The 19,825-nt window shown below is 58.9% G+C and carries 18 protein-coding genes and 1 tRNA gene; 7 read left to right on the top strand and 12 right to left on the bottom strand.

Features of this window, described 5'->3' with window-relative positions; translation table 11 throughout:
- The first annotated feature begins 134 nt into the window (after window positions 1-134).
- Entirely contained in the window at window positions 135-899 is a 765-nt protein-coding gene (locus V5N47_RS00600) for an SDR family NAD(P)-dependent oxidoreductase (protein ID WP_338728840.1), read from the top strand.
- 383 nt (window positions 900-1,282) lie between these two features.
- Window positions 1,283-2,308, top strand: a complete 1,026-nt coding sequence (locus V5N47_RS00605; RefSeq protein ID WP_338728841.1) for a site-specific integrase — start codon at window positions 1,283-1,285, stop codon at window positions 2,306-2,308.
- Window positions 2,309-3,174: 866 nt separating this feature from the next.
- Here the strand turns inward: V5N47_RS00605 and V5N47_RS00610 are convergent.
- On the bottom strand, window positions 3,175-3,831 hold the full coding sequence (locus tag V5N47_RS00610) for a hypothetical protein (RefSeq protein ID WP_338728843.1): 657 nt from the start codon (window positions 3,829-3,831) through the stop codon (window positions 3,175-3,177).
- A gap of 386 nt (window positions 3,832-4,217) precedes the next feature.
- On the opposite strand from V5N47_RS00610, the gene V5N47_RS00615 reads away from it, so the two are divergent.
- Window positions 4,218-4,601: a hypothetical protein gene (locus V5N47_RS00615; RefSeq protein ID WP_338728844.1), complete on the top strand. Its 384-nt coding sequence runs from the start codon at window positions 4,218-4,220 to the stop codon at window positions 4,599-4,601.
- Between the two features lie 272 nt (window positions 4,602-4,873).
- On the opposite strand, the gene V5N47_RS00620 is transcribed toward V5N47_RS00615, so the two are convergent.
- Window positions 4,874-4,947, bottom strand: a tRNA-Lys gene (locus tag V5N47_RS00620).
- 216 nt (window positions 4,948-5,163) lie between these two features.
- Here V5N47_RS00620 and V5N47_RS00625 point away from each other — a divergent pair.
- Window positions 5,164-6,627 carry a DHH family phosphoesterase gene (locus V5N47_RS00625; protein WP_338728845.1) on the top strand — a complete coding sequence of 488 codons (1,464 nt, stop codon included), beginning with the start codon at window positions 5,164-5,166 and terminating at the stop codon, window positions 6,625-6,627.
- On the opposite strand, the gene V5N47_RS00630 is transcribed toward V5N47_RS00625, so the two are convergent.
- From V5N47_RS00630 to V5N47_RS00655, 6 genes are all read right to left on the bottom strand, one after another.
- On the bottom strand, window positions 6,624-6,914 hold the full coding sequence (locus tag V5N47_RS00630; RefSeq protein WP_338728847.1) for a PRC-barrel domain-containing protein: 291 nt from the start codon (window positions 6,912-6,914) through the stop codon (window positions 6,624-6,626). The two genes, V5N47_RS00625 and V5N47_RS00630, sit on opposite strands and share 4 nt — an antisense overlap.
- A gap of 67 nt (window positions 6,915-6,981) precedes the next feature.
- Complete coding sequence (locus tag V5N47_RS00635; RefSeq protein WP_338728849.1) at window positions 6,982-9,153, bottom strand: LUD domain-containing protein; 2,172 nt, start codon at window positions 9,151-9,153, stop codon at window positions 6,982-6,984.
- On the bottom strand, window positions 9,150-9,656 hold the full coding sequence (locus V5N47_RS00640; RefSeq protein ID WP_338728851.1) for an LUD domain-containing protein: 507 nt from the start codon (window positions 9,654-9,656) through the stop codon (window positions 9,150-9,152). Before V5N47_RS00640 ends, V5N47_RS00635 begins: the two co-directional genes overlap by 4 nt.
- A gap of 44 nt (window positions 9,657-9,700) precedes the next feature.
- Complete coding sequence (locus V5N47_RS00645) at window positions 9,701-10,804, bottom strand: pyridoxal phosphate-dependent aminotransferase (RefSeq protein WP_338728852.1); 1,104 nt, start codon at window positions 10,802-10,804, stop codon at window positions 9,701-9,703.
- 354 nt (window positions 10,805-11,158) lie between these two features.
- Window positions 11,159-11,467, bottom strand: a complete 309-nt coding sequence (cutA, locus tag V5N47_RS00650) for a divalent-cation tolerance protein CutA (protein WP_338728853.1) — start codon at window positions 11,465-11,467, stop codon at window positions 11,159-11,161.
- 21 nt (window positions 11,468-11,488) lie between these two features.
- Complete coding sequence (locus V5N47_RS00655; protein WP_338728854.1) at window positions 11,489-11,671, bottom strand: HEWD family protein; 183 nt, start codon at window positions 11,669-11,671, stop codon at window positions 11,489-11,491.
- 153 nt (window positions 11,672-11,824) lie between these two features.
- Here V5N47_RS00655 and V5N47_RS00660 point away from each other — a divergent pair, with 153 nt between their 5' ends.
- A complete protein-coding gene (locus V5N47_RS00660) occupies window positions 11,825-13,510 on the top strand; it encodes a thiamine pyrophosphate-binding protein (protein ID WP_338728855.1) in 1,686 nt (561 codons plus the stop codon).
- Here the strand turns inward: V5N47_RS00660 and V5N47_RS00665 are convergent.
- Complete coding sequence (locus V5N47_RS00665; protein WP_338728856.1) at window positions 13,501-16,047, bottom strand: cation-translocating P-type ATPase; 2,547 nt, start codon at window positions 16,045-16,047, stop codon at window positions 13,501-13,503. The two genes, V5N47_RS00660 and V5N47_RS00665, sit on opposite strands and share 10 nt — an antisense overlap.
- An 85-nt stretch (window positions 16,048-16,132) precedes the next feature.
- Between V5N47_RS00665 and V5N47_RS00670 the strand changes: the two genes are divergently transcribed.
- Window positions 16,133-17,089, top strand: a complete 957-nt coding sequence (locus V5N47_RS00670; protein WP_338728858.1) for an NAD(P)-dependent oxidoreductase — start codon at window positions 16,133-16,135, stop codon at window positions 17,087-17,089.
- Here V5N47_RS00670 and V5N47_RS00675 read toward each other — a convergent pair.
- The 3 genes from V5N47_RS00675 to V5N47_RS00685 are packed head-to-tail and all read right to left on the bottom strand — an operon-like array spanning window position 17,086 to window position 18,794.
- Window positions 17,086-17,445, bottom strand: a complete 360-nt coding sequence (locus tag V5N47_RS00675) for a cupin domain-containing protein (RefSeq protein WP_338728859.1) — start codon at window positions 17,443-17,445, stop codon at window positions 17,086-17,088. The genes V5N47_RS00670 and V5N47_RS00675 overlap by 4 nt on opposite strands.
- Before the next feature lie 39 nt (window positions 17,446-17,484).
- Window positions 17,485-18,069: an HD domain-containing protein gene (locus V5N47_RS00680; RefSeq protein ID WP_338728860.1), complete on the bottom strand. Its 585-nt coding sequence runs from the start codon at window positions 18,067-18,069 to the stop codon at window positions 17,485-17,487.
- 2 nt (window positions 18,070-18,071) lie between these two features.
- Window positions 18,072-18,794, bottom strand: a complete 723-nt coding sequence (locus V5N47_RS00685) for an EthD domain-containing protein (protein WP_338728861.1) — start codon at window positions 18,792-18,794, stop codon at window positions 18,072-18,074.
- 112 nt (window positions 18,795-18,906) lie between these two features.
- On the opposite strand from V5N47_RS00685, the gene V5N47_RS00690 reads away from it, so the two are divergent.
- Window positions 18,907-19,758: a hypothetical protein gene (locus tag V5N47_RS00690; protein WP_338728863.1), complete on the top strand. Its 852-nt coding sequence runs from the start codon at window positions 18,907-18,909 to the stop codon at window positions 19,756-19,758.
- Window positions 19,759-19,825 lie beyond the last annotated feature (67 nt).

Raw genomic sequence — 19,825 nt, forward strand, 5'->3', positions numbered from 1 at the left:
CGAAGATACATCCGTTGGCCGTTACCCACGCCAATACTGGGCTCTGTATAACTGCTTGAGAACGGAGGTGTGTCTGAGCAACGCGGGCAATTTGCCAACGAGCTAATAGCTGTATCTGACGTATCATCTGTGTAATGTCGTTGGCTGCGAAAAACCGAATCGTCGTTATCACCGGGGCGAATGAGGGCATTGGCTACCACATGCTCACATCACTCCTCGAAAGCGGCTACCGCGTTGCTGGGCTGGATATCAACGGCGAACACATCTTGTCACTTCAGAAAACTCACCCAGAGCAGGTTCGTTTCGTTGCGTGTGATGTGACCGCAGATGACGCGGTTGAAACAGCAATCGAGGAGATAATCGACGACTGGGGGCGCATTGATATTCTCGTCAATAACGCCGCGATATTCAATTTCGCGCCCTTTGAAGCCCAGTCGCTTGCCGACACGAAACGCGAATTCGAGGTGAACTACTTCGGCTACATTCGGATGATTCACGCCGTCTTGCCACACATGCGAGCCCGAAATGAGGGCATCATCCACAACGTGAGCTCCGGGGCGGGTCTCGTTGGCCATCCCGGACTCACTGGCTACGCTTCAACAAAGGGTGCAATCGAAGCACTTGTCCGGTCTCTGCGACTGGAACTGCAACATGAAAACGTCTCGTGTACGCTGATGCACCCACCGCTTTCGAACACTGAGTCGGCAGCGGAACTTGGATATCCAGAATCACTGTTAAGTGATCCCGCTGATGTGGGCCGGAAATTGGCTGCACAAATCGAATCGACTGATCAAGTAATAACCGCTGATTGGCAAACGAAAATCGGACTGTATCTCTCTCAACGCATCCCATACTTGGTGAAAAAGGGGACTGAGCGATTCGTCACCCCTGCAAAATAACTATGCCACTCATCGGTTGATTCGTTGCAAAACGGGCCGGGCGCGATTATGAACCCCAGTCGCTCACTGCGTTCGCTCCTTCGTTCAAATCGCTTGTAACCCGCACATAATTCAGCTGTTCAGAGCACACGCTACGCGGTGCTCAGAGGGTAATGAATTATGAGAAGCGGGCCGGGCGCGATTATGAACTACGCCGAGACGGTCGGCTCGCTCCGCTCGCCGCTGCGACTCGTCTACTTCAAATCGCTCGTAGCCGTTTTGCCACTCATCAGTTGATTCGTGGCAAAAACGGGCCGGGCGCGATTTGAACCCACTCGCTTCGCTCGCGGAAACCGCAACAGGCGACCCGGATGGAGAGGCTACAGGCTCTGCGATGGAGCAACATGCCCGAAAATACTTTGGAGCCTATCAGCCCACGAGACGCCTACGACTGGTATCTCGACGCACAGACCCAAGAGTACAGTACCAACACCATCTACGCCCACAAATCCCGACTGGGTCACTTCCTGCGCTGGTGTGACCAAACCGGGATTGACAACATGAACCAGATAGACGGCAGGAAGGTCGAGCGATACAAAACGTGGCGGCAGCGAGAAGGGGGGTTGAACAAAGTGAGCCTGCGTACCCAGACCTCAACGCTCAAAGTGTTCTTGAGCTGGTGTGCGAGCATCGACGCAGTTCACCCGCATGTCGCAGAGAACGTCCGGGTTCCCTCCGTCAGCAAACGAGAGAAGAAACGGACGAAGGACGCAGACCCAGAGCAGATACTGGCCGCCCTTGACTACCTGCGAAAGTTCCACTACGCGACTAACAAGCACGTAGCGCTCACCTTGCTCTGGGAAACCGCGATGCGAACAGGTGGGTTACACAGCCTCGACTTCGGGGACTACTACCCCCGGAAAGCGTACCTGAAGCTCAAGCACCGACCTGAGACAGGAACCACGCTCAAGAATGGAGAGTCAGGAGAGCGACCAGTTGCACTGAATGACCGGACGTGCAACCTGCTGGATGACTACCTTGAGAACACGCGGGAACCCACGCAGGACAAGTACGGACGAGACCCGCTCATCACCACGTCGTTCGGACGGGCCGCAAAGGGGACTATCCGAATGTGGACGTACAAGTACACCCAGCCATGTCGTATCGGGCTTGAGTGTCCGGGCGGACGCAACCCAGACGTGTGCGAAGCTCGGCAAGAACACGAACAATGTGCTACCTGCCCGTACAACTACCATCCGCACGCTCTCAGGGGCGCAAGCATCACCCACCACCTGAATGACGGGTGGCCCGTGAATAACCTCTCAGAGCGCGTGGACGCCTCTCCAGAGGTCATCAATGACCACTACGATGAACCGACGGATGGAGACCGTCTCGATAGACAGTGGCGGTTCATGGACGAACACAGCTGAATAGGAGCGAGATGTCCCCGAACTTCAGAATTTTATGCTGGAACTCATTCGTGCAATCCCTTATTCAACAGACATAGAACTAACAGGGGAGGTTCAATGGCATTCTCTCTAACAGATGCGCTTCATTCCCACTAACCAAGTAGGTCGCCTTAGATGAACTATCAGCATCTGTTTGGTTGGTACTATATGAGTAGGGGTGAGAAACCTTCACCACATGTCCATCGAGACTGTAACTAATGACTGATGCTCGTTTCTTAGAAGTGACTTCAGACGTGTCCCACGCTGTGAGACAGGATGCATTTTCTAACGTTGTTTCTAAATACGCTTCCTCCTGTGTCAGCGCAGTATTTTTTGCACTTTGGTTAGTTACCACAACACCCACGACCAGTACTCCAACGATTACCAATAAGACTGAAAAGAATGGGCGATTATTCATTGATACCCACATTATTGATATGCGAATAAGTACTTTCTGTAGACTGAAAATATCAATATAAAATATACGTTAGAGCCTCACAGCACAACATTTGCTATCTTCGAGCGTCCATGCTCCCGTTCCATTTTTTTGCTGGAAACGACTGAGAACAACAGACACAAACGTTCTATCGTGGTTAGCTTATATACTTGATTTAAACAAGAACTGTAGCCGAAAGTATGGCTCTGTCAGTACGCAGGAAGCCTCCGCTACAATCCACCGCACCACCCGAACTGGAAGTCAAGTAGGACTGAAGAATCCTCACAGGCCCACTCTCTCCCTTCGGTCGAGTTGGTGGGCGGCGCTTCCTGCGTACTACCAGACCGAAAATACGAGGTTTATCACCCTGTTCTTGGGAGGATACTCATCACTCAATAGAATGGTTTACCCTTTATATACCCCTCATCGTGCCGTCTGCTAGGCGTTCTCGTTCTTCGAATTGCAGGTACCGCATTGGGTCTGCCGAGTCAGGATTCCGGAAGTAATTCTCCAATTTTGCATATTCTCGTCTAATCTCCTTTTCAGACAGTCCAAGATTTTTCGCAACCTCCGAGAACAACTTATCTCGATTTTCAGGCTTCTGGTTGTAGTGATACGACCGTTCTGTTTCGTCCTGATGAACGATTACTGCACAGACACAGAAGGCAATCAGTTCGGCCCGTTGTCCCCACTCTCTGAGGTTCAAACTCAGGAATGAGTGTCTGACACTGGAAAGCTGGAACGTGGTCAATTCCAAATGTCCTGAGATTATTTCAATCAAGTGTAAATTGTTTTGATAGTTGTACCATTTCTTGTTCACCCAACCACCATTTTTCAGCCCCCGGTTGTAGAAGTCTAAATTCTTGAATTTGAAATAATCCTCTGTTGCCCCCTCAATGTCTTGATACCGAATGTGGGTCGCGTTGTTTGTGTCTGGCTCTTCAAGAGTTCTTAGAGGGGGACTGGGTTGAGCTACTCCGGAGTATCTGTGAGGATTTCTCTGGTACTGCTGCCAATCGACGGGGACAATCTCACCGTCATGGATAAATCGCTGGTTCGTAGTGAGCATAACTCTGCTGAGGAGACATCAATAGATAATCAATTTTGTGCTTGGTCAATCTTACTGGAATAACTGGTACACCTATACCAACGGTTCCAAAATCACCAAAAATCTTCGTGCCGACTAACGCTCCCCCTGAACGAGTATTTTCGCCCAATGTCACAACCGTTCTCGTTGTGGGGGTTCCTGCTGGCGGACAGGAACCGTAGACCCGTTAGAATCCTCCTGCTGTGAGAGGTTTCAATGAAGTATCGGATACAGGAGAAGGATGCAGCAACTCATCAGCCGAAAAGCCCATAGATTAGGCAACCAACTAACATGAAATGGTCACTGGGTGGCTGAGGGGTGGTGCTCTTCTCCTTGGGATAGCTTGTCTCGTCTTTGCCGGAATCGGTGTGTATGGGCTGGCAACAGCGCCACCCGCCGGAGCGAGCTATGCAATAGCAACGGTCGAACCAGTTGAGGACACACCTCCTGCGACGAAGGTCATCGCGTACAGTCAGCTCCCACCAGCGGCACAGGCGTCGTTTGATGGCGCTCAACAGGATAGGACGGTGGTTGCGGTCTATGAGTCAGAAGACCCGGAGGCGGTTCGGAGCATCCTTGCCCATCGCTACGTGCGGAAAGACGGGAAGGACTTTCAGTATTCAGTCATCCACGGCGACAACACGTACCCCCGGAGTCACACAGTGCTTGTCCTCACCCTCTCGGGGCTATCTGGACTGGTGTTGGTCAGCTACGGGCTCGAAAAGCGAGACGGTCTCAGGTTGTCGAGTTGATGTTCTCAGGAAGTGCGTGTGTGCATCACTTCTATCAACCGACATCCTGTTGGATACAGCCTCTTTAGGCGATAAGCTATTCGAGTCATCTGTTGAGCGGTTCAGCGAATTGGAACAGTGACATACGCTTATGCTGGTCGAAGTTGACTACAGATTATCGCAGGACTGTGGCCCAATCGATTCGGTAGGTGACGAACTCAATCGCCTAATCTCAGTTCAGTATTTAACTGACGGACTTCCGTCTGTTGGATACAATTCCTCACGAAGTGAAGCGGGCCGGGCGCGATTTGAACACGCGACCGTCTGATTAAGAGTCAGACGCTCTGCCTAACTGAGCTACCGGCCCACGCAAATTCACCTAACGGCGGTTGATTAATATAGGTTGTGTTTCGGCAGGCGGCCGTCACGTCGTCGCATGACACCACCTGAAGAACCACCGCCGATAGAGAGATTTCTGCTGGCGTGTAAGCCACGATACGTGGCGAACGACAGGGTGAAACAAGCCGAATGAGGGACAAAAGGTGGGCAATATAAGTATCGTCCGCGGGATAGTCCGATTACGATGAGTACAGGCATCACGATGGCTTCGATGTCGTCCTACGCGATTCTTGGCTGTGGTAGCGTCGGGCACGCCGTCGCAGAGGAGTTGGTGGATGAGGGGAAGGAGGTTCTCATCTTAGACCAAGACCCCGGACGCGTCGAGGCCCTGCGTGACCAGGATTTGAACGCGAAAACCGCAGACATTCGCGAAGAAGACGTCATCGCAGAGTTAGATGAGACGGACGTCATTTTGATTCTCTCTTCAGACGTGGCCGCAAACCGGGAAGCCGTAGAGAACATCCGCGAGCGCGGCGGCGAGCAGTTCATCGTCGTCCGTGCCTCAGACCCCGTTTCGGCGGATGAACTCACGAAAGCCGGTGCGGACGTTGTCATCAACCCGTCTTCTGTCATCGCGGATTCCGCCCTGCGCGCTCTCGAAAGCGGCGAACTCGAATACAAAGCCGAACAGCTCGCCGAAGTCATCGACGACACGGAGTCGAAGATGGCGATTATCACCCACGATAACCCCGGTCCCGACTCCATCGCGAGCGCGGTTGCCCTTCAGGCAATTGCGAGCGCCCGCGGCGTCGAAGCCGACATTCTTTATGATGGCGAAATTGGCCACCAAGAGAACAGAGCCTTCGTCAACCTGCTCGGCATCGACCTCGTCTCCCGTGACGGAGTCAACCTCGATGACTACGACACCATCGCGCTCGTAGACCACGCGAAAGCTGCGGAAAACGCGGTGGACGTCGAAGCCGACATTTTCATTGACCACTTCGAACCTGACCCTGAGTACGATGCAGCGTTCATGGACGTGCGCCCGAACGTCTCTTCGACCTCCACGATTCTCACGAAGTACGTCCAAGAGTTCGATTTAACGCTCGGCAAGGAAGTCGCCACGGCGCTGCTCTACGGGATTCGCGCTGAGACGCTCGATTTCAAGCGCGATACGACGCCCGCAGACCTGACCGCCGCGGCCTATCTCTATCCGTTTGCTGACCACGACACGCTCGAACAGGTCGAGTCGCCGAGCATGAGCCCCGAGACGCTCGACGTGCTTGCAGAAGCCATCCGGAATCGTGACGTGAAAGGCAGTCATCTCGTCTCGAACGCTGGCTTCATCCGCGACCGCGATGCCCTCACGCAAGCCGCCCAACACCTCCTCAACTTAGAGGGTATCACGACGACTGCGGTGTTCGCCTTGGACGACGACACCATCTACCTCGCTGCCCGGTCGAAGGACATCCGGCTGAACATCAGAAACGTCCTCCAAGATGCCTTTGGCGAACTCGGCGAGGCGACGGGTCACTCGACCGACGCCAACGTCTCGATTCCACTCGGCATCTTCACGGGTATCGAAACGACCGAAAGCAACCGTGACACCCTCCTCCAACTCGTTGAAGAAGCCGTCCGCAGAAAGCTCTTTCAGGCGATGGGGGTCGAAGGAGCCAGCAGTAGCAGTGAAAGCGGAAACGGAAATTAGGCCGCGATTTCGTCGTCTTCTTCTGGTTGGCGCAGACGTTCTACGACGTCGTTGATGAGCACCACGTCGCCCACAGCGCGTACCCAGCGGTACGGAATGATGACCCCACGGTGCCCTTCGAGCCGGTTTCGGAACAGGTCGGTGTTGAGCTGACTCAGCGCGAGCCCCGTCACAACCTCTTGGTCGAGATCGAGTCGAATATCCTCGACCTCACCCACGAACACCCCGTTGTTGGAGTAGACTTCGCGGCCGACAAGGCTCGTAATTTCTTGCGGCATTGCGTCCATACATTCGAGGTCTGTCCAAGGGGCCTTAACTCTTGGCTGAGCGTCTGACGCAGCGCCGACGCGGGTGTCAGGGTTGTATCAGTTCAATGGGGTGGAGCGGCGACTCGGTTCTGAACGCCGCCAACTGTTCTTGACACGACGTGCCGCTTGCGACAACCTGCGTGGCATCAGCAAACTCCTCGGCCAACTGTTCACCGACGTCCATGCTCACCTCGTAGTACTCTTCTTTGTAGCCAAAGCTCCCGGCCATCCCACAGCAGTCAGCAGACGAGGTTTGTACGTCGTAGCCGAGGTCAGCGAGGACGGCTTCCGTGTACGCTGCCAACCCGTGCGAGCGTTGCTGGCAGTGGCTGTGGTAGGCAAGTTCTGTTTCGGAACCTTCAGTGAGCGCAGACGCATCCGCGCCGTTTTCGAGCAGCCCGTACACGTACTCGAACACCTCGTAGCTCGCCCCCGAAATGCGCTCGAAGGAGGCGGGTTCGAGGAACTTCTCGTAATCGTCGCGGAACATCGTGAGATCGCTCGGTTCGATGACCACAATATCTCTCCCCGCGTCGATGTGCTCTGCCACCTGCCCGTAGACGGTTTTCGCCTGCGTGCGTGCGGTTTCGACCATTCCCTGTGACAACGGCGCGCGCCCGCTTTCTTCGAGATGCGGAATCTGCACCCGACAGTCGAGCGCTTCGAGCACGCGCACGGCGGCTTTCCCGCGCGCCGGATTCACGTAGTTCGTGTAGATGTCTGGATAGAGCACCACGTCGCGGTCGTACGCTGCCACCGGTTCGCGCTCGGCCATCCACTCACGGAGCGTCTCGCCTGCGAACTCGGGCAGGTCGCGGCGAGCGTCGATACCAGCGACCGATTCGAGCAGCCTTCGCGCCGGGCCAATCTTCCCCACCCAATTCGAGACGGGCGCGAAGCGACTGCCCAGTTTGAAAAGCGTGCCCGCGTTGCCGAACACACGTTTTTGCAGGTCGAGGGTTCCCGGTTCTTCGTCCGGCGTCAAGCCTTCGACGAGGAAGCCAAGTTCGTCCTGTGGTTTGCCGCGATTCACGCGGTCGCGAACCACCGTGTTCACCCACGGAATGTCGATTTTCACCGGGCAGGTCGGCACGCACTGTGAACACCCGGTACAGAGGTCGTTGAACTCAGCTGCGGTGTCGAGTCCCGAGATTCCGGCTTCCCAGCCCGTACCGATGCCGCCGGTGTACGTCTCGCCACCGAAGCCGTGACCGCCGACGGCTTGGAAGTTGGCGCAGGTGTTCGCACACGCGCCACACCGGATGCAGTAGAGCGTCTCGCGGAGGTCTTCGTCCGCGCGCATCTCGCGGCGGCCGTTATCGACGAGCACAAGGTGGAAGTCGCGCTCGCCCGTCCCGAACTCGTTTGCCTCGAAATCGATTGTGGGGGTCTCTACCGGTGGCGTGAGCAGCGAGACGTACGACGTGATATCCTGACCCGTTCCTGTGCGGGCGATGAGTTCGACAAACGGTTGGAGGTCTGCGAGGGTCGGAACGAGTTTTTCAACGCCCGCCACCGCGACGTGGGTGTCCGGCGTGACCGCAGATTTGCGGGCGTTGCCCTCGTTCGTGACAATGGCGAGCGTTCCCGATTCAGCGACGATGAAGTTCGCCCCGGTCATGCCCACGTCGGCCTCAATGATCTTCTCGCCGACGATATCGCGGGCGAACGTGGTGAGCGCTTGCGGGTCGTCAGGGAGCGGCTCATCGAGGTCGAAGTGGTCGTTGAACAGGTCGGCGATTTCGTCGGTCGATTTGTGGAGCGCCGGGCCAATCAAGTGACTCGGCGTCTCGTGGGCTAACTGGATGACGAACTCGCCGAGGTCGGTTTCCCACACCTCGTATCCAGCGGCTTCGAGGTGTGCGTTGAGTTCGAGTTCCTCGGTCGTCATCGACTTGCTCTTGACGAGCGACTCCGCGTCCTTTGCGGCCATCACATCCTCGACGTAGCGGTTCGCATCCTCGGCGTCGGCTGCGACGTACACCTGCCCGCCGTTGGCTTCGACGGCCTCGGTGACCTCCTCGATGAGGTCTGGAAGGCGTTCGATGGCATCTTCCTTGATGGCTCGCGCCTCCTCTCTGAGTGCTTCGTAGCGGTCGAAGTGAGCGACGTTGAAGTCGGCGAGTTCCGCGAGGCCGCGTGTGTTGGTTCTGACGGCGTCACCCTCTTCGTCCATGAGCTTTCGCAACGCCGCCGCCTTCTGTCGGCGCGAACTCATCGTTCCTCCACGATGAGCACGTGAATGCTCTCAGGGCCGTGGACACCGCGAACGAGCGAGCCCATGTCGGCGGTCGCACTTGGGCCGGTGGCGAGAATTTGGGTGCGCGTGCCTGCGTCAAACTCTTCTTCGAGTTGGGAGAATGCGTCGGTCATGCTCGGTGTGATGTCCGCCTCCGCAACGACGATGACGTGGCGACTCGGATAGAGCGAGATGAACTCGTCTGCGTCAGTCGTCGTCCGGAGGGTGACGGTTCCGTAGTCGGCGACGGCGAGACCGGCGTGCGAGACGCCGGTTTCCGCGGCGAGCAGTTCTTGCGGCGTCGGGTCAACGGTGACGGAGGCGTCGTCGTACGAGAGCGATCCCCGGAGTGCGGTGCCGACGGTAGGTGGTTCGAGAAGGGCGGCGAGGTCGGTCGAAAACGTATCTGGAGACGTTCGCACGATGTCGTCCGCCTTCCCATCGAGTGCGGACTCGAACGTGCGGACGGTATCGGTACTCATGGCACGAACTGCCACGGCCTGCTAAATGATTGTTCGGGAACCGGTTACAGCGAATCGAGAACCTCAGCGAATGCCGCGAGTGCGGCTTCCACGTCTGCTGGTGACCGCGAAGCCGCGATTCGAAAGCCTTCAGGGACGCCGAAGAATCGGCCGGGGACGACGAGAATGCCTGCGTCCCACGCGGCGGCGGCGAGTTCGTCGCCATCGACTGCCTCGTGAAAGAGGAGCCCAAACGTACAGCCGGGCTGGATGGTTCCCGTGAGGTCGTCGCGGTCTTCGACGAACGCCGTGAGTTGGGCGTGGTTCTCCGTGAGGTGTGAGCGAGCGTGTTCTGCGAGCTGGGCTGCGTTGTGAAAGGCACGACGGGCGAGGGCGACGCTCGGGCCGGAAATCGACGGGACGTACTGCAAGATGTGATTTGCTCGCTTCACAAACGCGGCATCCGCGATGAGCCAGCCAATGCGGAGTTCACCGAGGCCGAGGAATTTCGTGAGCGACCCCGTGACGATGGTGTTGTCGAGTCCCGCTGCTGTGACGCCGCCGAAGGCGAGGTCACTGGCTGGCTCTTCAACGAACGCGCCGTACACCTCATCGACAAGCAAGCGCGCACCGGCGTTGGCACAGTCAGCTGCGAGGTCAGCGAGTGCGTCGCGGCCGGTCAAGACGCCCGAAGGATTGTGACGATTGGTGACCATGACGAGGTCTGTTTCGTCGGTGAGCGCGCTTTCGACCCGGTCTGCATCGAGTTGCCAATCGGTTTCCTCCATTCGAAGAAAGCGGTCGGTCTGGCTGTTGAGCGCTTCCGGCGTCACGACGAGCGGTTCGTAGCCCGGCTTTTCGACGAGGATTCGCTGTTCTGGGCTGTCTTCGGCTTCGCGCTCGATTCCAACGGTCGCCGCGATAGCGAGAAAGTTTGCGTGCGTTGCCCCGGCGGTGATGAGCACGTTTTTCGGCGCGACTCCGTAAGCGGCGGCAATCTGCGATTCGAGCGCTACCGTTTCGGGTGGGTCTTCGAGGCCTGAGAGGACCGATGGCGTTACACGCGTATACGAGGGACTGCTCGTGCGAAGGTCGCTCGACCCGAGGTCGTAGGCGGCCTCCTCTGGCCGCCCAGCAATCCAGTCGAGATACGAGATGACAGAGAACATAGTTTCTGTGTATCACCATACGAGTTTAGCTTTCCGCCGTGGGCGGCCAGCACACAGGGCGGTACGTGCGACCGACTGTCGAGATACATAAACACAGGAAATAGTTATATATGAGTGTTCACGGAGTGACCAAGTATGCAGTCAGTGAAGTAAATAGGTAAGCCAACAAAGAAACGGATGCCGGGTGCCTCTGACAAACCGGCAACGAAGACCGGTGGGGTGGCTTTGCCCGGGGCCGCCACACTCGGTTTCACTTTCGCTAAAAATTCACCCTGCTACCATTGGGTGGCACTGGATTTTCGAGAGGTTGGGTGGGCTCAGGGGGAATCGACCCCCTGAGGCCGAACATTACGGCTAATTTTCTGAGACGGCGTCGTCGCGCCACTGAGCGTACGCATCGAGAATTGCAGTCTCGTCAAATCGCTCGATACACGGCACGTCGTAGGGGTGGAGTTCACCAACGCGAGAGACGAGTGCATCGTACTGGGCGTCGGTGGTTTTCGCGAGAAGCGCGACTTCGTCGTCTTCGTGGACGGCGTCGTTCCAGCGGTACACCGACCGGCAAGGGAGGAGATTCACGCACGCCGCGAGTCGTGCTTCGACCAGCGCGTGGGCAATCGTGTCGGCGGCCTCCGGTGGGGCGGTAATGTAAACGGTGGGCATCGATGAGAAAATCGAGTCTGCTTAGGCTTCGAACGGGTTGTACGTGCCGTTTATATTCCACTCGTGGATGCAGTGGGGCGTGCCGATGCGCTTTTCGCCGTCAATCGTTGCGATTCGCCAGTTTTCAACCGCGTCGTCCCACACGTCAGCGCGCCCACACTGGAGGCAGGTTCGCTCTCGAGGTGGGACAATCGTTTCAGGCATGCGTGGTAACAGGCCACGCGGCATAATGAATCTCTCGTCTGCGCCCGGTCTGTCCATCGGCCCCACCGAAAGCACAAAGTGTTGTGCGAGCGACCCAACGGCAATGGGTCACACGGCCTGCTCGCTTGCTCACCATTCGACTTTGTACTACGCATGAACACCGCAACCCACCTCACAGAAACCCTCGTAGAACTGGACGTCGAGTTCGTTTTTGGCTACCCCGGCGGCCGCGTCATCGAACTGTTCTCAGAACTCGGTGACACGCCGATTCAAGTTATCCGCCCGCGCGACGAACGCGAAGCGAGCGTGATGGCGGAGCTGTACGGCCGACTCACCCGCAAACCAGGCGTCCTCGCCGGACAGGGACCATGGATTGGCAGCCTCGGCGCAATCGGACAGATGGAAGCCCGGCTCGGCTCTTCGCCGATGGTCGTCCTCACCGAAGCCTCAGAGCGCGGCGAGTATTCGACGCTCGCGCCGTACCAACAGGCAAGAGGCGACTACGGGGGTCTCTCACTTCCCGACATCCTCGGGGCGATAACGAAAGAACACTGGTTCCCTCGCACACCGGTCGAAACCCTACGGAGCGTCCACCTCGCGTTCAAACACGCGACCAGCGGGCGACCCGGCCCAACCGCCGTCATCCTTGATGGGGGTGCAGTCTCGAAGGAGGTTCCAGAAAACCCCGTGCCGCCGCTTTGGGACGCCAACGCACAGACGAAGACGTGGAAGTCCCGACCAACTGCTGGCGACCTCGACCAAGCTGTCGCCGCGCTCGAAGCCGCAGACCGACCGGTCATCGTCGCCGGCAATGGTATCCACGCCGCAGATGCCTACGACGAACTCGTCGCGGTCGCCGACGCCTACGACTGCGCCGTGGCGACCTCGTATCTCGGGAAATCCACCATCGCAGAGACCCACCCGCGCGCCGCTGGCGTCATCGGTTCGTTTGGTCACGAAGGCGCAAACCAAGTCGTGAGCGAGGCCGACGTGCTTCTCGTGGTTGGCTCGCGGCTCAACCCGATGGACTCGAACTGGCAAGCCCCCGAATTCATCCGCCCCGACGAGCAAACCATCATCCACGCGGACGCAGACACGCGAAACGCCGGGTGGGTGTACCCCGCAGACGTTGGCCTCATCGGCGACGCGAAAGAGACCTTGGCCGCGCTCGTAGCCCGTGGCGAGGCAGCTGCAGGGTGGGCGAAAGACCGGGTGGCCGAGGCTCAACAGGACTTCACCGCACCCGAGTGCGACTCGGACGCAGCTCCCGTCAAACCACAGCGCGCCGTCAAAGAAATCGAGCGCGTGGTTGACGAAGACACCATCGTTACCGCAGACTCCGGAAACAACCGCTTTTGGCTGTTAAACTACCTCCAGACGCCCGCGCCGCGAACCTACTTCGGGAGCGGTGGCGTTGGCGGGATGGGGTGGGCTGGTCCCGCGGCCGTAAGCGCGGCGCTCGCGACGGACAAAGACGTGCTTGCCGTGGCCGGAGACGGTGGGTTTGCGATGACGATGACCTCCATCGAGACAGCCGTCGAATACGGCGTCGCGCCCACCTACGTCGTGCTCAACGACACGAGCCTCGGGATGGTACGCGAGATGGACGCCGACATGCCTGGTGTGGAGTTCCAGAACACGGACTTCGTCGCCGTAGCGGAGGCGCTTGGCGGGACTGGGATTCGCGCAAACTCCCCTGGCGAACTCAGAGCAGGCCTCAAAGCAGGCAACGCCGCGGACACGCCAACGGTCATCGACGTGCGTATCGACCGGTCAGAACGGATGGCGGACACGCTTCAATCGTCGTTCTACGCCTCGGTTGGCGGCCTTCACGAGTGAACGACGAATTGGCGCACGATGCGGGCGACGAGAACGAACAGAAGTCCGCCGGTCACCATTCCGATTCCGAGAAGTCCCCAATCGCCGAGGCTGAGCGGGACGGTGCCAAAATAGGTGCGAAGCGGCGTGTAGACGACGGCGAGTTGGAGTGCAAGCGAGCCTGCAACCGCGAGAAACAGCCACCAGTTGATAACCGGCGTGCCGCGAAGCCAGCGCACGACGAACAGTTTGACAAATTCGAGCAGGACGAACCCCGTGAACACCATCGTGAGGGCGTAGGGTGTCACTGTTGGCGCGCCGTCGAGGACGACCACCATCAGTCCGAGCATCACCAGCGCGGCGGCCACGCCAGCCCCGCCAACAAAGCCAAGCAGTTCGCGGTCGAGGATGCCTGTGGCGCGCGCTCTTGGCTGTCTGTCCATCACATCGTCGCCCGTCGAATCAACACCAAGTGCGAGTGCGGGCAGACCGTCAGTAAGGAGGTTTATCCAGAGCAGTTGCACCGCCGGGAGGATGAGATACCCGGCGAGCGAGGCGATGAACACCAACAGCACCTCCGCGAAGTTCGCAGAGAGCAGGTAGGCAACGAACTTCCAGATGTTGTCGAAGACGGCCCGTCCGTTTCGGATTGCGGTGCGAATCGTGGCGAAATTGTCGTCGAGGAGGACGATGTCGCTGCTCTGGGCGGCCACGTCCGTCCCGCGTATTCCCATCGCCACGCCCACGTCTGCGCGCTTGAGCGCGGGCGCGTCGTTCACGCCGTCGCCGGTCATCGCCACGACGTGGCCCTGCGCCTGTAACGCTTCTAAAATTCGCACCTTGTGGGCGGGCGTCGCCCGGGCGAACACGGTGGTTCCAGACAGGCGCGCGGTGAGTTCGTCGTCGTCCATCGCATCGAGTTCCGTCCCGTCGAGCGTTGCGCCCGAAAGGCCAATATGGGCTGCGATGACGCTTGCCGTGACGCGGTTGTCGCCCGTGATGAGTTTGACGTCGATACCGGCGCGGTGGCACTCCGCGATTGCGGTGGCGACCTCTGGACGGGGCGGGTCAAGCAGGCCCTGTAACCCGACGAAGATGAGCGACTCGTCCGGGTCGTTGGTGGTGTTGTAGGCGAAGCCGAGAACGCGGAGCGCCGCCGCGGCGAAGGCGTCCGTTTGCTCGCGGATTTGCGCACGCAGGTCGTCAGTGAGCGGGACAACACCGGCCTCGGTGTGGACGTGTGAGCAGTGGTCGAGCACCGGTCGGGGAGCGCCTTTGACGAAAGCAACGTCGTCGTGGACGGTCATCATCTGCTGGGTCTCTGCAGAAAAGGGGCGTTCAGAGACGCGTGGGTGGGCGTCCCGAACCGCGTCCGGGTCGAGGCCGTACCAGCGCGCAGAGCCGAGTAACGCCTGCTCGGTCGGGTCACCCACGTCGTCGGTGGCGTCGTTGCAGACGACGCCGATTTCGAACAGGCGGCGCAGTCTGTCGTCCTCCGACGGGTCGTCTGCGAGCGAATACACGCGGTCTGGCACCCACACTTGACTCACGACCATCTCGCCTTCGGTGACGGTGCCCGTCTTGTCCGTGCAGATGATATCGACCGTTCCAAGGGCTTCGACCGCGGGGAGTGCCCGAACGAGGGCGTGTTCTGCGGCCATCCGTCTGACGCCGAGTGCGAGCGTGAGCGTCACCACCGCGGGAAGGCCCTCTGGAATGGCTGCCACCGCGAGGGAGACGGCGGCGAGCGCAGCCTGCACGGCGTCGGTTCCAGCGAGGACGACTAAGATTGGCGCAAGCAACGCAGACACGAAGAGAATGCCGATGCCGAGCGATTTTCCGAGCGCCGCGAGGTCGCGTTGAAGCGGCGTCAGCGGCGCGGTGGCTGCGGCGAGCGCCCCGGCGATTTCGCCCATCTCGGTGTCCATGCCGGTTGCCACGACGACGGCTTCGCCGCGACCGCGGGTGACGGTGGTTCCCCGGTACACCATGTTCGTCCGTTCGGCGAGTGGTGTGTCCGGAGAAACCGGCGCGACAGATTTTCCAACGGGCAAACTCTCCCCGGTCAGCGGCGCTTCGTCGCATTCGAGCGACTGGACCGAAGAGAGCCGGGCATCCGCCATCACGGCGCTGCCCTGCGTCAAAATAAGCATGTCACCGGGGACGACGTCGGTCGCCGGAATGTTCCGCTCACGGCCGTCTCTGCGGACGGTTGCGTTCGGCGTTGCGAGTTTTCGCAGGGCGAGCAGACTCTGCTCTGCGCGGTAGTCCTGTACGAATCCGAACGCGCCATTCGCGGCGACGATGATGCCGATAAGCAGCGCGTCGATGGCGTGACCAACGGCCGCAGAGAGAAGGGCCGCGACCACAAGTACGCCGATGAGCAGGCTCGAAAACTGGGCGACGAGTATCGACAGTGGTCGCCTGCCTTCGGTGTCGATGAGGTCGTTTTCACCGTGGGCTAAAAGGCGACGCGCAGCCTCGTCGCTCGACAAGCCGTCCGGTTGACTGCCGACAGAATCGAGCGTCGCCTCGACCGTCGCGTCGTGACCCACCACAGCCTACAGTTCGTCAGACTGATAGATAGGCGTAGCGTCCGTCTCACGGCAACGTTTTTCGCAATTCCCACCAACGTTCGTGACAATGGCAGAAACGGTACTCGTCACCGGCGGCACTGGCTTCATCGGCGCATACGTGGCCCAAGACCTCGTCCACGCGGGTCACGACGTGGTCGCGTACGACCTTTCGACCGACAAAACCCGCCTCGACAAACTCGGCGTGGCAGACGATGTGTCGGTGGTTCGCGGTGACGTGACCGACCCGACCGCCGTTGTCCGCGCGGTCAAAGAGTCGGGCGCGACGCGCATCATCCATCTCGCTGCGCTGCTCACGACGGCCGCAGAAGCGAACCCACGGGCCGCGATGGACGTGAACATCCAGGGGACGAACAACGTCTTCGAGGCGGCTCGCACCCTTTCTGACCAAGTCGAGCGCGTCGCGTGGGCCTCAAGCGCCGCCGCCTTCGCCCCGCCGAGCAACTACGGCGAGTGGGTGACCGAAGCCGACCTCGTGTATCCTGACACGCTCTACGGCGCGACGAAGGTGTACAACGAACATCAGGCGAAGGTATACTTAGAAGAGTTCGGCGTCTCGCACGTTGCCCTCCGCCCGACGGTAGCCTACGGCCCCTACCGAGAAACTGGCGGCTCTGCGTTCCTCGCCCAGATGATAGAGCGCCCCGCCCTTGGCAAGTCCTTCTCGGTCGAATTTGGTGACCAAATCATCGACTGGCAGTACGTCCGCGACATCGCCCAAGCGTTCCGCCTCGCCGCGTTCGCGCCCGAGGACGACCTGACACAGCGCGTCTACAACGTCCGCGGCGAACTCGCCACGATTCGAGAGGCTGCGGAGGTTGTGAAGAAGGTCATTCCGGACGCAGACCTCTCCGTCTCTGACGAAGGCGAACTGCCGTGGACGCAGGTGCTCGACATGACCAAAGCAAAGCAAGACCTCGGCTACGACCCCGAGTACGACCTCGAAACCGGGATTCGAGAGTACGTGAAAGTGCTCCGTGAAGAGGCTGGATTGGAACCGCTCTAATCTTCGTTCAACACGATTCCATCGTCTTTCACATTCGGCGCGCCGACGATGAACACTTCACCCGCGGTTACACAAACGAGTTGGCGGATTTCGTCGGGCGAGACGACCACCACGTCCCCCGCTTTCAGTTCTTCCGCCGAATCCTCGTAGTGCATCTCGAAGGTGCCGCTCAGGATGTGGTAGAGTTCTTCTTGGGTTTTCTGCCGGTGGCGATTCAGCCGTTGGCCGGGTTCGCACACCCAGACGTTCGGGCGCATCTTCTGTGGCCTGAGTTCGTAGCCGACGGCTTTCAGCTTTGGAGAGTCAGACCCGACTTCTCGCATCTCGATTTCGTCCAGATTCACCTTCGCGTGCATACCTGTATTTCGTCGGCTCACCGCAAAAAATCGCGCCCGTTACGCTTGGGTCTGGGAGTAGCGTTTGACCCACTCTTTCAGACTAATCCCCATCGTGGCCTGCGTGATGGCGTTCGAGGACGCCGAGTTCGCGCTTTTGACGAGTTCGGCTTCCATCGTCCGGCGTGGAATCTCGCCGATGAAATGCGGAATCGCGCGCTGGACGGCGAGCGGGACACCCACCTCATGGGCGAGGGCGTAGCCCGACAGTGAGTGCGGGATATCCTCGGTAACGTAGGTTGGGTTAGGGTCGGTCAGGTGGTCGTCCACGTGCGTGACGTATTCGTAGCACTTGCCCACGTCGTGGAGCAGGCAGGCGGCGCGAATCACGTCAAAATCGGGGTCAGCGCCGTGGAAGTCGCGCTGAATCTCCGCGCTCGCCACGGCGATTTTCACGACGCCACGGGTGTGTTCGACGTTGGTCACCTCGTGGATGTTCCATGCGTAGGGGATGTCCGCGATGTCGCGCCACCCGCCGCGTTCGAGACCGCGTGCCCACGCCTCGACGACACGGTCGCGGAGGTCGTCGTCGCGGATGGCATCGAGTTCAGGAAACGACTCTCTGACCTGTGCCTCTCGATCCATGGTCAGTGCCCCGTCTCGTCTTTCTGGACCGTTTCCTTCCCGATGAAGCGTGGGCGGTCGCCAATCGAGAGAAAGTTGTTCACGTCCTCGCGGGCTTCCTTTGCTTTGCCCTTTGCCGGGTCGTAGTCGCGCGAGCCTTCGCTCCCGAGCGCGTCGTGGAGCGCATCCAAATCCTCGAAGTAGAGTTCGGCCACGCCGTCGAACTCGGCGTTTTCGGGGTCGGTCGGCAAGATGGTGTCGTACTTGACGACGCCTTCGATTTCGCGAGCGATTGGCGTGTGGTTGTTCTGCCAGTGGTCGACGAATTCCTCGTGGGTCATCCCATCCTTGCGGACGAGGAACGCGGAGTGCTTGTAGAGGCCCTCGGTGTCGCCGCTCACGTCGTCTCGCTGGACGATGACCTCGCCGATGAACCGGGGGCGGCGCTGGATGTCGAGGAAGTTGTTCACGTCCTCACGAGCTTCTTTGGCTTTGCCCTTGGCCGGGTCGTAGTCGCGCGAGCCTTCGCTCCCGAGCGCGTCGTGGAGCGCGTCTAAATCCTCGAAATATAGCTCTGCGAGGCCGTCGAACTCGGCTGCCTCGGGCGTGACCGGGAGCACCGTCGCGTACTTGACGACGCCCTCGATTTCACGGGCGATTGGTACGTGGTTCGTCTGCCAATAGTCAACGAACGCCTCGTGGGTCAACCCCTCTTTTCTGACCAAAAGCGCGACGTGCTTGTACATGCGTCAGCGGATAGACTCAGGAGATCACAATAAACTATGAGGGATGGCGCTGGAAATTCAGTCAATTTCGCGGAACTTCTACGGTTAAGCCCTTACCCGTCGAAGATGCTGTATGAACCGTTCAGTTTTCGTAACGGTCCTCATGGGGCTGGTGGTAGTTCTAGCAGGATGTTCGGGGGGCGTCACAGACGAGACAACAACGACAGGGGCCGGGGCCGGAAACGATGTCACGACGACGACAACACAGACGACCACGATGGGAGAGCCGTACACGGCGTCCGGTGACGACCTTGACGCGACGACGCTGGCTGGCGCACACGAAGCGGCACTCAAAAACGCGGGGAGTTTCACGAATCAACTGAACATCTCAGTTGATACGACGAACGGTACGCTTGACCTCAACGCGGCGACGCGAGTGAATCTAAACGACGGAACGGCCACCCAGACGAATCTGCTCGCGTTCGATGAGTTCCGCTTTGAATCGACGGTATACACTGCTGGGTCATCATCCTACGAGCGCACCTACTTCCAATCGAACGATTCTGAGTACACTGAGTACCGCCAAGGAAGCGAACCGTATACCAATATGGAAGAGACAGAACCCGTGGACGTAACCGAGTCGATGCAGATTGACATCGTCACCGACACAGTTGACGGCGCAGACTGGACACAGGTTGGCGTCGAACAGTTCGATGGCGTTTCCGTGACGCGCTATGAGGCAAAGGGTGTAGAGAGCTTCAGAGACCTTCGGGAGGACATCGACCCGGCGAGCAACCAGACGATTACGAACGCACAAGCCGTGTTGCTCGTCGATGAGAACGGAATCGCTCGCTTCATCGAGATTCGGTTCGACGTCGAAGACGACGATGTCTCAGGGACGATTTACCTCATCTCCACGATGACCGATGTTGGCACCACGACAGTCGCAGAACCCGACTGGCTCGACCGCGCGAAACAGAGCTAATCGAATTCAATTTTTCACGAAAGACACAGCGCCGTAAAGGTTCTTCACGGTTGTCGGTGATTGATGC

It is taken from the genome of Haladaptatus sp. DJG-WS-42, from assembly GCF_037198285.1.
Classification (GTDB): domain Archaea; phylum Halobacteriota; class Halobacteria; order Halobacteriales; family Halococcaceae; genus QDMS2.